The sequence below is a fragment of the Maridesulfovibrio salexigens DSM 2638 genome, assembly GCF_000023445.1.
Lineage (GTDB): Bacteria > Desulfobacterota > Desulfovibrionia > Desulfovibrionales > Desulfovibrionaceae > Maridesulfovibrio > Maridesulfovibrio salexigens.
The window spans coordinates 2,524,809-2,538,460 of the sequence record NC_012881.1 but is presented as its reverse complement, the minus strand read 5'-3'; the positions used below and the strand labels follow the sequence as shown (position 1 = coordinate 2,538,460).

Genomic DNA, 13,652 nt, shown 5'->3' with positions numbered 1-13,652 from the left:
TACAATCGACTTTGGAGTAATATACGTGGATAAAATTGCTGTAATCGGTGGCGGACTGGCTGGGTGTGAATGTGCAATGCAGCTGGCAAAGGCTGAAATTCAGGTAGTTCTTTATGAAATGAAGCCCGATAAATATTCCGAGGCCCATCATCTGCCCGGTCTGGCTGAACTGGTCTGTTCCAATTCCTTACGCTCCGGTGAGCTGAATACTGCTATCGGTGTGCTTAAGAAGGAAATGGAAGCTCTTGATTCCGTACTCATGAAAGCTGCAATGAAGGCCCGTGTTCCCGCAGGTTCCGCCTTGGCTGTGGATCGTGAGGTATTCTCCAAGCTTGTCACTGAAGAAATCGAGCAGAATGAATTCATCACCGTAGTCCGTAAGGAAATTACCTCGTTTGATGATCCCGAGCTTGTTGACTTTTCTAAGATTGTTGTTTGCGCTGGACCGCTGGCCTCCGAAGGGCTGACCGAGAGTCTGATGTCCAAAATAGGCGAACAGCGTCTTTATTTTTATGATGCCATCGCGCCTATCGTGAGCCGTGATTCCGTTAACATGGACGTGGCTTTCTTCGGTTCCCGCTATAAGCCTGAAGATGATGACTATCTGAACTGTCCCATGACTGAGGAACAGTACAACTCCTTCATCAAGGAACTTAAAGAAGGCGAACGTGTTGTTCCCCGCGAATTTGAAAAGGAAATCCATTTTGAAGGCTGCCTGCCCATTGAGGAAATGGCTGACCGTGGCGACATGACCCTTGCTTTTGGACCGCTCAAGCCCGTTGGCCTGATTGATCCCCGCACTGAAGAGCAGGCTTACGCCGTGGTTCAGCTCCGTGCAGAGAATAAGGATAAGACCGCCTTCAACCTTGTCGGCTTTCAGACCAAGCTCAAGTACCCGGAGCAGAAGCGTATTTTCCGTATGATTCCCGGCCTTGAAGATGTTGAATTTCTGCGCATGGGCTCCATTCACCGCAATACTTACGTCAACGCTCCTGAAGTTCTGGACGAAAAACTGGCTCTCAAGGCAGATTCACGCATCCACCTTGCAGGACAGATTACCGGAGTGGAAGGCTACCTCGAATCAGCTGCCTGCGGTCTCTGGGTAGGGCGCATGCTCGCTGAACAGGCCAAGGGCAACGAACTTCCCGCACCTCCGCCGGAAACTTCCATGGGAGCACTGCTCGGGCATCTGCGCGAAGCCAAGAAGAATTTCCAGCCTTCCAACGTCCAGTTCGGACTTATGCCTGCACTTAAAAAACGTGCACCTAAGCGCGTCCGCAAGGAACTGTATGGCAAACGAGCAATGGATCTTTTTGAAGCTTGGTTTGAAGAGAATATTAAAAAGTAATGACAAACAAACAACATCCATTTGAAATTAAACCGAACCGGACATTGCTGACACTGGCAATTCCGGTTCTTTTCTCTATGGTCGCCGAGCCTTTGACCGGGCTGGTGGATACTGCATTTGTTGCCAAGCTCGGCCCGGAAGCACTCTCCGCGCTTGGTATCGGGACCATTGTATTCTCGTCTGTGTTCTGGGTTTTCGGATTTCTTGGTATCGGTACCCAGACCGAGGTTTCGCATGCCCTTGGCAAGGGCGATCTGGAAAGGGCTTCATCCCTTGGCTGGATGGCTGCCGGTATTTCTGCTGTTATTGGTCTGGTGCTGATGTTCGCAGTCTTTCCCTTTTTAGGGAGCATTTCCGGATTGATGGGCGGTGAGGGTGCTGTCCGCGATCTAGCTGTGGATTATATGAGTTACCGTCTACTGGGTGCCCCGGCAGTGCTGGTGGTGCTTTCCTGTTTCGGCTCTTTGCGCGGCTATCAGGATATGCGATCTCCGCTGTGGATTGCGTTGGGCATGAATGCCATCAACGTGGTGCTGGACTGGTGCCTTGTTTTCGGTAAGGGGCCGTTTCCGGTTATGGGCGTTGGCGGTGCTGCGCTGGCAAGTGCCATCAGTCAGTGGATCGGCGCTATCTGGGCAGTGCTGGTAGTGCGTAAGCATTACGGATTTAATACCGGATTCAGCCTTGCTGATGCCCGCAGGCTCTTTGTTATCGGCGGGGACATGTTTGTGCGCACTGGCTGCGTCTGTCTGTTTCTGCTGCTCTGTACCCGTTTTGCCACCAAAGCTGGCGCGGAATCGGGTGCCGCACATCAGGCTATTCGTCAGTTCTTTGTTTTTCTGGCTCTTTTTCTGGATGCTTTTGCCATCAGTGGACAGTCACTGGTTGGCTATTTTGTAGGCCGAGCTGACCGGGGTACTGCTCGTAAAGTTGCTTCTCTGGTCTGCAAATGGAGTTTTGGGACTGGTGTGTTGCTGACTATCGGTATGTATCTTGGACAAGAGCCTGTTGCATGGTTGTTGGTGCCGGAAGAAGCTACCATGGTTTTTGGCCCGGCTTGGCTGGCGGTTACTTTTTTGCAGCCCATTAATGCGCTTTCTTTTGCCACTGACGGAATTCATCTGGGGACGGGAGATTTTCGTTATCTGCGTAATGCCATGCTCACGGCAGTATTGACGAGTGCGACGGTTCTTTTTGTGGTAGATTGGATTCATCCGCAGCAGATGTTGTTTTGGATTTGGATTGTGGCCGGATTATGGACAACATTGCGCGCTCTGCTTGGGATGATTCGCATCTGGCCCGGAATCGGTGATGGGCCGCTTGCTGTACGCTGATATTGACATACTAAGTGAACAATCATATTTAGCCTTTGCCTGAGGCGCTCTCACGAGCTTAATAGGGAATCCCGTTAAAGTCGGGAACGGACCCGCCGCCGTGAGTCCTTAACGGTTTTACCCCGTGTGGCCGGAATAAATCCGGTCCTGTGTGCCACTGAATAAATTTTCGGGAAGGCCGGGTGAAATGGGACGAGTCGGAAGACCTGCCCGGGTGCAAATCACGATCATTCTGACGGATAACGGGGCTTTTACCTGTCAGAAATCACTGCGCAATTTTATGTGTGCGGTGCCGCTATTTTTAAGCCCCCCAAATTTGAGGAGACTGTTATGCAGTACCGTTTTGGGGACAAATTCAAGTTCTTCCCCGCATTTCTACTGGTTTGTTTTTTGCTAATCCCTTCATTTGCCATGGCCGGACACGGCGATGCAAAGCCTGTCAAAAAAGGAATCCTGGTTGCAGCTTTCGGTTCCAGCATGCCTGAAACCAAGCCTGCATTTGCTGCCATTGATAAGGCTGTGAAAGAGGCTTTTCCCGGCGTTCCTGTGCGCTGGGCGTACTCTTCCGCGATTATCAGGAATATTCTGGCAAAAGAAGGCCGTGGAGTTGATTCCCCGGTAATGGCCATGACCAGAATGATGGATGAAGGTTTTACTCATGTGGCAGTGCAGTCCCTGCACACCATCCCCGGAGAAGAGTTTGAAGGCATCTATGACACAGTAAAACGGTTCGAAGGCATGCCCAAGGGTATGAGCAAAGTAACCGTGGGTAAACCGCTTCTTTACTCTGACGATGATATGCGTCGCGCCGTAAAAGCTATAATCGCCAACATCCCCAAGGATCGTAAGGCCAAGGATGCTGTTGTTCTTATGGGGCATGGCACCCACCATGCTGCCAATATCTACTATCCCGCTTCTCAGGATTACTTCTCCAAAGTTGATCCCAAGATTTTTGTAGGCACTGTTGAAGGTGCTCCTTCTCTTGATGAAGTGAAAGAACTGCTCAAGAAGAGCAAGGCTAAGAAAGTCTATCTCATGCCGTACATGTCCGTTGCCGGTGACCATGCCCGTAACGATATGGCTGGTGATGAAGCTGACTCATGGAAATCCGAACTGTCCAAGCTGGGCTACAAGTGTGTTCCCGTACTCAAGGGAACCGCCGAATTTCCGCAGGTTCTGGATATCTGGGTTGATCACCTCAAGGTTGCTTTCAAGCACCTCGGCGACCACTAATTAAATCGGGCGGTGAAGATGGTTTTTTCCGGCAATAGAAGAGCACTGGCAGTCTGTGTCTTGTCTTTGTTCGTGCCTATTTCCATCTTTGCCGCCTGTCTTTTCGGGGCCTACGGAACTGATCCGGCGCAGGTGCTGGCGGTCTTCAAATCCGCTCTTGGAATCGGCACACAGAAGGTCGATCAGGCCCTTTCCTTTATTATTATTGATCTGCGCTTGAGCCGGGTTTGCCTGTCGTTTCTGGTGGGCATGTCTTTGGCTGTAGCCGGAACTGTCTATCAGGGAATCCTGCGTAACCCGTTGGCTGACCCGTTTACCCTCGGCGTGAGCAGTGGAGCGGCTTTTGGGGCCAGTCTTGCTATTTTTTCAGGTTCGACCATGTTGGGTGCGGAGCTTTGGGCCAGATTCGGGAATCTTTTCCTGCCGCTGGCAGCTCTTGCCGGAGCAATGGCTGCGCTCGGCGCGGTGCTTATGCTTGGGCGCATCGGTGGAAGGCTTCGCCGTGAAACCATGGTTCTTGCCGGGATTGTGGTGGCGACTTTTCTTTCTGCACTAATTTCCCTGCTTAAGTCCCTTGATGAGGAATCCGTAACCTCCATTGTCTTTTGGATTATGGGCAGCTTTCAGGGGCGTGGCTGGGATCACTTGCAGCTGTTTCTGCCGTACTTTATCGCTGGAATGATTCCGCTGGTTTATTATTCCCGCGAGCTGGATATCCTGTCTCTCGGTGAGACTCAGGCCCGTCATTTGGGCATGGATGTTTCCAAGGTTCGTATGGCCCTGCTGATCGGTTCCGGTCTATTGACCGGGGCGGCGGTGGCTGTTTCCGGGATTATCGGATTCGTAGGGCTGATTGTTCCCCATCTGGTTCGTATGTTTCAGGGCGCGGAGCACAGACCGTTGCTGATTTCCTCTTCCCTTTTGGGCGGTTTGCTTTTGGTCTGGTCTGATGTCATTGCCCGTTCGCTGCTTTCCGGCGGCGAGGAACTTCCGGTGGGCGTAGTTACTGCGCTGCTCGGTGGACCTTTTTTCTGCATTGTATTGCGTTCCGGTTTTAAGGGGGGCAGTTCATGATCAGGATTACGAATTTGAAAGCCGGATACGCAGGGCGTGAAGTTTTGCATGGAATAAATCTTGATTTGCCTGCTGGTTCCATGACTGCCATTCTCGGTCCCAATGGTAGCGGCAAGACGACCCTTGTTTCGTCAATTTCAGGGGTGCTTTCTCCCTTGGAGGGCCGGATTGAGATTGAAGGGCAGGAGGTCAAAGCATATCGCCCACGCGAATTGGCTGGGATTATGGCTGTGCTCCCGCAAAGGGTGGACCCCGCTTTCGGGCTGACCGTTAAATCCATGGTCATGATGGGGCGTTATGCGCACGGGTCAGGTTTTTTCGGCTATGATGCAGAGGATGAACGGATTTGTACCGAAGCCATTGAGCGGGTCGGTATCGGTCATTTGTCAGAGCGTTCAGTTGCTGAGCTTTCAGGTGGAGAATTTCAGCGGGTGCTTATGGCCCGCACTGTAGCACAACAGGCCCGGATTATGGTGCTGGATGAAGCTTCGTCAGGTGTGGACGTAGCAGGAAAGATCGAGCTTTTTGATCTGCTGAAAAGTATGAATCGCGATGGCGCAACAATCGCCTGCGTGATCCATGATCTTAATCTCGCAGCTCTGTATTTTGACCGTCTTGTCTTTCTGCGTAAGGGAAATTTGGTATTGGACGGTTCTCCTGCGGAAGTTATGACAGAGGAAAATATTTCAAATGTTTATGAAACATCTGTGGCGGTTGTTGAGCATCCGCGTCTCGGCGTTCCGCAGGTTCTTTTTTCTCCTGCTACTGATTAGTTTTGCAGGAACTGCGTCCGCGGGGCAGGCAGCGCTTTCCATTACTGATGATTTCGGTAATGAGGTGACCTTGCAGGCTCCGGCAAAGCGTATTGTGGCCCTTTACGGCTCATTCAATGAGATTTTGTACGCTATGGACCTTGGAGATAGACTGGTGGCCCGGACTGCTGCGGACCATTACCCGGAGCAGATTACGGCCCTGCCGTCCATAGGTACGCACATGCGGCCTAACCCGGAACTGATCGTAGCCCTGAAGCCTGATCTTGTTTTGCAGATGGCTGGGAGATCACAGGCGGCAACAGCTCTCGAACCGCTTAAAACAAGGGGCATTCCTTGCGCTATGTTCAAGGTTGCCTCGTTTGAGGAAATGTTTTTTATGGTTCGTAGACTCGGTGTGCTTACCGGAGAACCTGAGTCAGCTTCTGGTTTAATTGAGTCCATGAATGCGCGGCTGGATTCGGTGTTGCAAAAGTACGTTACTTCATCCGTGCTGCCATCGGTGTTTTTTGAAATACGTTACCCCAATCTGCTGGCAGCAGGGCAGGGATCGATAGTTAATGACATAATCCGCCATGCCGGGGGAATTAACTGCATCAGCAATCATAAAAAGATTGTGCGTATGGGCGAGGAAGAGCTGATGAGGCTGAATCCGCGAACTTACGTTTATCAGACCGGACGTATGAATCCTTCCCCGGTCAGGCCCGATGAGCGTAGTCATTTTAAGTTGATTGATGCGGTGCGTAATAAACGAATTTTAAAGGTGGACGAGTCGGTCTTTTCCCGGCCCGGTCCCAGAAATGTGGAAGCCGTGGAAATTCTTGCGGACTTCCTCTTTAATAACAAAGAGAAGTAAATGAGTAATTCTGGAAAAATATATGGTATCGGGGTCGGCCCCGGTGATTCTGATCTGCTGACCGTGAGAGCCGTTCGTGTGCTCGAGAAAGTAGATATCGTCTTCGCTGCTTCATCCACCAAGAACGAGTATTCCCACTCCCTTGAAATTGCCTCTGAATTTGTACGTGATGATTGTGAGGTGGTTAAACTTGGTTATCCCATGACCCGTGATAAAGATGTACTTACCGAGGCATGGGAGGAAAACTGCCGTATTGCCTGCGATATGCTCAAAGGTGGTAGGACAGCGGCCTTTTTGACCCTTGGTGATCCTCTGATTTATTCCACTTTCGGCTACATGATGCAGACCATGAAGCGGCTGTGCCCTGAGGTTGAATTTGAAGTTGTACCGGGGATTACTTCCTATCAGGCTGCGGCAGCAAGATCGCAGCAGGTGTTGGTTGAGTCCGGGCAGAACCTGCTTCTTACTTCCGGTGTTGCCAATCCTGAAAAGTTTGCTGAGTCTTTGGATCACGTTGATAATGCGGTGATTCTCAAAGCCTATCGCAATTTCCCGGAACTGCGTGATACTGTGAATGAAATGGATAAGATGGACGTCAAATTCTACACCCGTCTGGGACTGGATGGCGAGGCCATTTATCTGGATATCAATGAGGTTCCTGAAAAAACGAACTATCTTTCACTTATGCTGCTGACTGCGCGTAAGTAGTAATCTTTATTTCAAAATAAAAGGGCCGTGAATCCAGAAAGATTCACGGCCTTTTTTTTTAGCTCTTAATAATCGGTGTCCCTGTTTCCTGAAGGTCTTTTTGCAGCAATTCGCGCATGCGTTTGCAGATGGGACCGGGGCGGACATCGTGAATGGGCTTTTTGTTATAGCGAACAACCCCTACGGCATCTATTGATGTGCCGCAGATGATGACCTCGCGGGCCAGCAGGATGTCTTCTTCTGAGATGGCCCTGAAATCAACTTCAATTTCGTCTTCGATGAGTTGAAGGGCGCGGGCAATGGTAGTGCCTGCCAGAGAATTGGTAAATTTCGGTGTATACAGCTTGCCGTCCTGAGCGACAATGCAAACATTTTCGGTTGCACCCTCTGCGAGGAAGCTGAGGTCATCAAAGCAGAAGGGGACGTCAAATCCTTCTTCCTTGGCGTTGATTTTCATCATTACGTTAGGCAGGTAATCGATGGATTTGATTGTTGCCAGATAAGGCTGCTTTGCCGGAACCTTGCTTCTGAAAGCGGTTACGCCTTTTTCATACCATGACTCAGGCTTGGGCTCGAGTTTGTAGACTACAATGTACAGGGACGGAACAGGGCATTCATATGGAGTGATGCCAAATCCTCCGGGCCCGCGTCCAAGCATTACCCTGACCATACCTGAATCAACTCCGGATGCTCCTGCCACTTCCAGAATGATATCTCTAAGCTCATCCCAAGAGCAGGGCGGTTCCAGACTGATAGTGCGTGCCGAACGTTTCATGCGGCGCAGGTGCGGTTCAAGCTGGTATAGTTTGCCATCCACGAACTTCATGCTTTCAAAGACGCCATCTCCGCGATGGACCAAGTGGTCATCCCAAGGCATAAGCATGAGCTTAGGGTCTGTGCAGACCAACCCGATGCGGTGTTCGTAAAATGCGCAGATCTTTTCGGTTCCCGCACGCATGGCGGAAAGCATGGCATCAATATATTCGTTGCTGTCTACTTTTTTAATCAATTCCGGACTCCGTAAATTTATTTAAACCCCGTCAGGGATCATAACCGCCATAAGCCTTGCAGAAATATTCATTAACAAAGCATTGTTATACTATCGCCAAAGGACAATCTTCCGCAAGTGGGAATACAGAATAAAAAAGCGGTGAAGTTCATTTAAACTTCACCGCTTTTTAAAATTATAGGTAGCTATTATGCTATTTTACACGAACCAGATCGCGTTCGATGAGTGTCTCGGCGATCTGTACGGTGTTCAGTGCAGCTCCTTTGCGGATGTTATCGGAAACAATCCACATGTTCAGGCCGTTCTCGATGGTTTCGTCTTCGCGAATACGTCCAACGAAAACATCATCTTCACCAGTGGCGTCGATAGCCATGGGGTAGAGGTTCTTTTCGGGGTAGTCCACAACGGTAACACCGGGGAAGCTTGAAAGCATGTTGCGGCATTCCTCAACAGTAACTTTTTCCTCGGTTTCGATGTTGACGGACTCGGAGTGGCTGTAGAAAACAGGTACACGTACGGTGGTAGCGGTGAGTTTGATGGAATCATCGCCCATGATTTTCTTGGTCTCATTGACCATCTTCATTTCTTCCTTGGTGTAGCCGTTATCCATGAAAACATCGATGTGCGGCAGGCAGTTGAAGGCGATCTGGTGAGGGTAGGCACTGGGGACAACTTCCTTGCCATTGAAAAGTCTGCTTACCTGAGTTTCCAGTTCGGTGATGGCTTTCTGTCCGGTGCCGGATACAGCCTGGTAGGTGGAAACAATGATTCGCTTGATTTTTGCAGCATCGTGAATGGGCTTCAGCGCAACTACCATCTGAATGGTGGAACAGTTGGGGTTGGCGATGATGCCGGGGTGCCAGTCGAGGTCTTCGGGGTTTACTTCGGGAACAACGAGGGGAATTTTGGGATCCATGCGCCACTGGCTGGAGTTATCTACTACTACGCAGCCTGCTTTAGCAGCAAGGGGTGCGAATTTTTCGGAGGTACCGCCGCCTGCGGAAAAGAGAGCAAGGTCGAAGCCTTCAAAGGAATCTTCTTTCAGTTCAATAACGGTGAGCTCTTCACCTTTATAGGGAACTTTGGTTCCTGCGGAACGGGCGGAAGAAAAAGGAACAACTTCGGATGCGGGGAAGTCACGCTGCTCAAGGACTTTGAGCATTTCACGTCCAACCGCGCCTGTGGCCCCTACAACAGCAACTCTAGGATTTTTGGTACTCATAGCTAAACCTCCGTATTCTTGACCCGGACCATCGGCAGTCCGGTTTATTTGTTAATCTGTTTAGGCATGTTAAGATGCCGTTCGATAGCCGTATTAAAATTTTAATGCCTGACCGATTTCAAGGCAGGCTTTAGCTCTGTTCAAAGTGTAAAGATGAACTCCGGGTGCGCCGCCGTCCAGCAGTTCCTGTGCCTGCTTGGTAGCGAATTCAATACCCAGTTTGTATACCGCTTCATCTCCGCCTTCTGCATGGGCCTTTTCCAGTGCACTGAGGAATTTTCCGGGAATAGCAGCGCCGCACAGGGAAAGAATGAATTTCGCAGACTTAAGGCTCATGATGGGAAGTACTCCGGGAAGTACGGGAACATCAATGCCCATTCCCTTGAGTCTGTCGCAGAAATCAAAGTAAACCCGGTTATCGAAAAAGAGCTGGGTGATGATGAATTCGCCGCCCTCATCGATTTTATATTTCATCCACTTGAAGTCCTCTTTAATGGAAGGGGATTCAAGGTGTGCTTCTGGGTATCCGGCTACAGCAATGCCAACACCGGGATGTTTGTCTTTAACGTAAGTTACCAGATCGGAGCCATGCTTGAAGGTCTGGGTGTTGAAATCGAAATCCTTATCATCAGCAGGGGCATCGCCACGCAGGGCAAGGATGTTTTCAACGTCCGCCTCTTGGAGTGCGGAAACAAATTCACTGATGTTTTCAGGGCTGGCACCGACGCAGGTCAGGTGTGCGAGAGGCTCAATGCCTGCATCCTGCTTCATTCTTTTGACAATTTCAAGTGAATTGTCTTGTGTTCCGCCACCAGCACCGTAAGTTACGGAAGCAAACAGAGGATTCAGTACTTTGAGTTTATCTACAACCTCAAAAAATTTAGGCCAAGATTCGCGATCCTTGGGAGGAAAGAATTCCAGCGAGATGAACTGTCCGTTTTTATTGATTAAGTCGATAATTTTCATGATAGTCTCCTGTATGCCTCCGGCGGCGTAAACCTTTTTTGAAAAAAAGTTTTGTTTCACTGTCGTTATCCCTAGGACTCGCGGAAGACCGCTTGCTTAAGGGCTAATGCTAGAATCCCAAAAACTTTTAGTAGGCTTCGCCGTTCTATCTGGCAGATTGTGAGGGGAGAGAACTTACTTTTTAAGTTCCCGTTCTTTCAGCATTTTTAGGATTTCGTAATTGACGGGCAGGAATTTAACATCGCGTATGTCGGTTATATCAAACCAGTCAAAACGCTGATTTTCAAGTGATAACACTTTACCAGAAAATTCCCAGATGTCGAAAAAATTTAAGTGTACTGTATATTCGGGGTACTCTACAGTCTTTTCCATCCAGAAGTCAAAGTTTGTAGGTGTTATACCCAGTTCTTCCTGAAGTTCGCGTACCAGTGCATCGCCTAGGGATTCATTAAATTCGACCTTGCCGCCGGGGAACTCCCACCATCCTGCATAATCTTTACCTGCTGGACGTTCTGCAGAAAGAAAAAGACCATCTTTCCAAATAACGCCTGCAACAACTTCAATTGGCCTTTTACTCATTAACCTTCTTCCAAAAGCTGTTTCTTGCGTTCTTCAAGTTCTGCAATTTCTTCTTCGAGTACAGCCATCTTTTCCATTAATTCATCAGCCCAAGCACTGGTTTCTGTATAACGAGAGTTCAGTTCCACGGCGGCTGCCCCGTCACTGTATAGCTCAGGATCGTTAAGCTGCTCTTCCATGATCGCCTGATCTTCGAGAGTCTTTTCAAGATCCTTTTCAAGCTTCTCGTATTCTGCGGTCTTGGGTTTGAGTTCTTTGTACAATGCATTGCGTATTTCAGCCTGTTTGCGCTTGTCTTCCTTGCTCAGCTTGCGTTTAGCCGGTTTGTAGCTGTCGCTGGAATCTTCGGATTCGGTTTTGGCGCTAGGTGCTGCAAGCTTCTCTTTGCGGTGGTTGTCGTACTCCTCGAAAGAGAAAAATGTTTCGATACCCGAGTCAGTCAAAGCCCAGATTTCGTCTGCAACTTGACCAAGCAGATAGCGGTCATGCGCTACAAAGAAAAGAGTGCCGTCATAGTCCTTCAAGGCCCGAATCAAACCTTCACGACTTTCAAGGTCCAGATGGTTTGTAGGTTCGTCAAGAATGAGCAGGTTGGCTCGTGAAAGAAAAAGTGATGCAAGGATCAGTCTGTTCTTTTCTCCACCGGAAAGGGCGGAAACCTTGCGTTCAAAGTATCCTTCACCAAGCAGGAACAGGCCGAGTACACTCTTGAGCTGTTCCTCGGTGGTGTCCGGGTCGCAGAGACGGCGGATCTCAGATAATGCTGTGGCTTCATCGCGCAGGATTTCGCTCTGGTGCTGACTGAAGTAGGCCAAGCTTGTGTTCTGCCCGACCTTGGCAAAACCGGCGTTAGGCTTGAGTGTGCCCATGATCACCTTGAGCAGGGTGGATTTACCTGCGCCGTTGGGTGCGGCAAGAGCTACCTTTTTGCCCCGGAAAAGCTGGAAATTGAGCAGGGGCCAGATGGACGGCGGCTTGCCGTCATAGGAGAATTCAAGATCAACCACGTTGATGGCTGCTTTGTCTCCTCGGGAAGTAGGCGGGAGGCGGAAACTCAGAGTTCTACCGGAACGGTTAAGTTCGGCTTCTCCCTGAATCTTGTTCAGCTCCTTGGACATCTTTTCCACTTTTTTGATCTTGGACTGGGCCTGCGCTGCTTTGCGTGCCTTGACCCGGAAGCGGTTGATGTAGGAGTTCTCAGCCTCAATGCGTGCGGAAAGCTTGGCCGCTTCACGGCTGCGCTGTTCTGCGTTTTCAGCTTGCCATTTAAGAAATTCTGTGAAGTTACCGCGTCTGACTTGTGGACGGCCGGAACCGAGAAAAAGCACGTGGGTACCGACTTTATCCAGAAAAATACGGTCGTGAGCCACGTAGATTACCGCGCCACGGAAGGAAAGCAGGTAGCTTTCCAGCCATTCCACGGCTTCAAGGTCAAGGTGGTTGGTAGGTTCGTCCAAGAGGAGCAGGTCTGCTCCCTGCAGCAGAACACGTCCCAGCTTGGCGCGTTCACGCCATCCACCGGAAAGTTCTTTGATTTTGCTGAGCAGGTCATGTTCGGAAAAGCCCAGTCCGGTCAGGATGGTGCGGGCTTTGTGTTCGGGATTATATCCGAACTGATGCTCTAGTTCGGCCTGCTTTTCGGAAAGCCGTTCCATGTGAGCCTGATCATTCTTCTGTCCGGCTTCTTCCCACTGTTCCCAAAGTTTATTCCATGAGGGCAGAGCGGAGAGAACCCAACTGAGCAGAGTATGTTCAAGTATTTCCCCGGTAAGTTCCTGAGCTACATAGCCGAGGCGGGCACCTTTTGAGATGGAGAGTACACCAGCGTCCGGTTCGATCTTTCCGGCAATAAGCTTAAGCAGAGTGGATTTACCGCAACCGTTCGGTCCGGCTACGGCAAGGCGCATCCCGGCACTTACTTCAAATGAAAGGTCGCTGAAAAGGTCTTCCCCGTTATAGGATTTTTCAAGGGATGAAATAGTAATTCTGGGCATCAGGTCTCCGGTTTAGGGCTCTCGGCCCTCTCAAAAAGGCAGAAAATTGAATGAAATTTATAATATGGATACGCGAAACGCAGTAATGATTGCATTAAGCGGTCATAAACTAAGTAAGCCCGTCAAATTATATGTTCAGGGCACAGAATGCAAGGGCAAATGGGTGTTACCGGACGTTAATCAGCAAATATGATTCAAGAATAAAGTTTTGACCGCAATCGTAGTAACGGCTATCCCAAATTCATGAGCACATGGTACGTATATCTGCTGCGTTGCAGCGACAATTCCCTCTACTGCGGTGTAACCACTGACCCGGAGCGCAGGCTGGAAGAGCACAATTCCGGCAAGGGCGCAAAGTATACCCGTTGCCGTTTGCCTGTTGAATTTGAGGCATACGAAGCTTTTCCGGATAAACGAGCAGCCTATCGCGCTGAGTACGCTGTTAAGCGGAAGAAGGCAGCGCAGAAGGTCGATTATCTGAGGGATTTGGCAACGCAAGGGTAAATTAAATTTCGTCTTAATGTGCTATTTGCGAAGCATAATAAAAGTTTTGGGAGGG

The 13,652-nt window shown here is 49.8% G+C and carries 13 protein-coding genes and 1 riboswitch; of the genes, 8 read left to right on the top strand and 5 right to left on the bottom strand.

Annotated elements, in window-relative coordinates; genetic code table 11:
* Nucleotides 1–25: 25 nt before the first annotated feature.
* The 7 genes from trmFO (at nt 26) to cobI (ending at nt 7,323) form a co-directional block, all read left to right on the top strand.
* Nucleotides 26–1,348 carry a methylenetetrahydrofolate--tRNA-(uracil(54)-C(5))-methyltransferase (FADH(2)-oxidizing) TrmFO gene (trmFO, locus tag DESAL_RS11630; protein WP_015852181.1) on the top strand — a complete coding sequence of 441 codons (1,323 nt, stop codon included), beginning with the start codon at nt 26–28 and terminating at the stop codon, nt 1,346–1,348.
* Nucleotides 1,348–2,682 (top strand): MATE family efflux transporter, encoded by a 1,335-nt coding sequence (locus DESAL_RS11625; protein WP_015852180.1) that lies wholly within the window; start codon nt 1,348–1,350, stop codon nt 2,680–2,682. Before trmFO ends, DESAL_RS11625 begins: the two co-directional genes overlap by 1 nt.
* A 25-nt stretch (nt 2,683–2,707) precedes the next feature.
* Nucleotides 2,708–2,910: riboswitch (cobalamin riboswitch) on the top strand.
* A gap of 102 nt (nt 2,911–3,012) precedes the next feature.
* Nucleotides 3,013–3,915, top strand: coding sequence for a sirohydrochlorin cobaltochelatase (locus DESAL_RS11620; RefSeq protein WP_015852179.1), 903 nt, complete (start codon nt 3,013–3,015; stop codon nt 3,913–3,915).
* An 18-nt stretch (nt 3,916–3,933) separates the two neighbouring features.
* Nucleotides 3,934–4,989: a FecCD family ABC transporter permease gene (locus DESAL_RS11615; protein ID WP_015852178.1), complete on the top strand. Its 1,056-nt coding sequence runs from the start codon at nt 3,934–3,936 to the stop codon at nt 4,987–4,989.
* On the top strand, nt 4,986–5,762 hold the full coding sequence (locus DESAL_RS11610; RefSeq protein WP_015852177.1) for an ABC transporter ATP-binding protein: 777 nt from the start codon (nt 4,986–4,988) through the stop codon (nt 5,760–5,762). Before DESAL_RS11615 ends, DESAL_RS11610 begins: the two co-directional genes overlap by 4 nt.
* Nucleotides 5,680–6,615, top strand: a complete 936-nt coding sequence (locus DESAL_RS11605) for an ABC transporter substrate-binding protein (protein WP_245543741.1) — start codon at nt 5,680–5,682, stop codon at nt 6,613–6,615. The genes DESAL_RS11610 and DESAL_RS11605 overlap by 83 nt, the downstream gene beginning before the upstream one ends.
* Nucleotides 6,616–7,323 carry a precorrin-2 C(20)-methyltransferase gene (gene cobI / locus DESAL_RS11600; RefSeq protein ID WP_015852175.1) on the top strand — a complete coding sequence of 236 codons (708 nt, stop codon included), beginning with the start codon at nt 6,616–6,618 and terminating at the stop codon, nt 7,321–7,323.
* A gap of 58 nt (nt 7,324–7,381) precedes the next feature.
* On the opposite strand, the gene DESAL_RS11595 is transcribed toward cobI, so the two are convergent.
* From DESAL_RS11595 to DESAL_RS11575, 5 genes are all read right to left on the bottom strand, one after another.
* On the bottom strand, nt 7,382–8,332 hold the full coding sequence (locus tag DESAL_RS11595) for an aminotransferase class IV (RefSeq protein ID WP_015852174.1): 951 nt from the start codon (nt 8,330–8,332) through the stop codon (nt 7,382–7,384).
* Nucleotides 8,333–8,525: 193 nt separating this feature from the next.
* The gene (locus tag DESAL_RS11590) at nt 8,526–9,554 is read right to left on the bottom strand and encodes an aspartate-semialdehyde dehydrogenase (protein ID WP_015852173.1); all 1,029 of its coding nucleotides are present in this window, start codon (nt 9,552–9,554) and stop codon (nt 8,526–8,528) included.
* A gap of 93 nt (nt 9,555–9,647) precedes the next feature.
* Nucleotides 9,648–10,520 carry a methylenetetrahydrofolate reductase gene (locus DESAL_RS11585; RefSeq protein ID WP_015852172.1) on the bottom strand — a complete coding sequence of 291 codons (873 nt, stop codon included), beginning with the start codon at nt 10,518–10,520 and terminating at the stop codon, nt 9,648–9,650.
* A 174-nt stretch (nt 10,521–10,694) separates the two neighbouring features.
* Nucleotides 10,695–11,099, bottom strand: a complete 405-nt coding sequence (locus DESAL_RS11580; protein WP_015852171.1) for a (deoxy)nucleoside triphosphate pyrophosphohydrolase — start codon at nt 11,097–11,099, stop codon at nt 10,695–10,697.
* Nucleotides 11,099–13,093 carry an ABC-F family ATP-binding cassette domain-containing protein gene (locus tag DESAL_RS11575; protein WP_015852170.1) on the bottom strand — a complete coding sequence of 665 codons (1,995 nt, stop codon included), beginning with the start codon at nt 13,091–13,093 and terminating at the stop codon, nt 11,099–11,101. Before DESAL_RS11575 ends, DESAL_RS11580 begins: the two co-directional genes overlap by 1 nt.
* Before the next feature lie 243 nt (nt 13,094–13,336).
* Here DESAL_RS11575 and DESAL_RS11570 point away from each other — a divergent pair, with 243 nt between their 5' ends.
* The gene (locus DESAL_RS11570; RefSeq protein ID WP_015852169.1) at nt 13,337–13,597 is read left to right on the top strand and encodes a GIY-YIG nuclease family protein; all 261 of its coding nucleotides are present in this window, start codon (nt 13,337–13,339) and stop codon (nt 13,595–13,597) included.
* Nucleotides 13,598–13,652 lie beyond the last annotated feature (55 nt).

Bases quoted from the DNA above. Each gene is read 5' to 3' on its own strand.
- DESAL_RS11625 (WP_015852180.1), top strand. From the start codon at position 1,348: ATGACAAACAAACAACATCCATTTGAAATTAAACCGAACCGGACATTG.
- DESAL_RS11620 (WP_015852179.1), top strand. From the start codon at position 3,013: ATGCAGTACCGTTTTGGGGACAAATTCAAGTTCTTCCCCGCATTTCTA.
- DESAL_RS11615 (WP_015852178.1), top strand. From the start codon at position 3,934: ATGGTTTTTTCCGGCAATAGAAGAGCACTGGCAGTCTGTGTCTTGTCT.
- DESAL_RS11610 (WP_015852177.1), top strand. From the start codon at position 4,986: ATGATCAGGATTACGAATTTGAAAGCCGGATACGCAGGGCGTGAAGTT.
- DESAL_RS11605 (WP_245543741.1), top strand. From the start codon at position 5,680: ATGTTTATGAAACATCTGTGGCGGTTGTTGAGCATCCGCGTCTCGGCG.
- cobI (WP_015852175.1), top strand. From the start codon at position 6,616: ATGAGTAATTCTGGAAAAATATATGGTATCGGGGTCGGCCCCGGTGAT.
- DESAL_RS11590 (WP_015852173.1), bottom strand. From the start codon at position 9,554: ATGAGTACCAAAAATCCTAGAGTTGCTGTTGTAGGGGCCACAGGCGCG.
- DESAL_RS11585 (WP_015852172.1), bottom strand. From the start codon at position 10,520: ATGAAAATTATCGACTTAATCAATAAAAACGGACAGTTCATCTCGCTG.
- DESAL_RS11580 (WP_015852171.1), bottom strand. From the start codon at position 11,099: ATGAGTAAAAGGCCAATTGAAGTTGTTGCAGGCGTTATTTGGAAAGAT.
- DESAL_RS11575 (WP_015852170.1), bottom strand. From the start codon at position 13,093: ATGCCCAGAATTACTATTTCATCCCTTGAAAAATCCTATAACGGGGAA.
- DESAL_RS11570 (WP_015852169.1), top strand. From the start codon at position 13,337: ATGAGCACATGGTACGTATATCTGCTGCGTTGCAGCGACAATTCCCTC.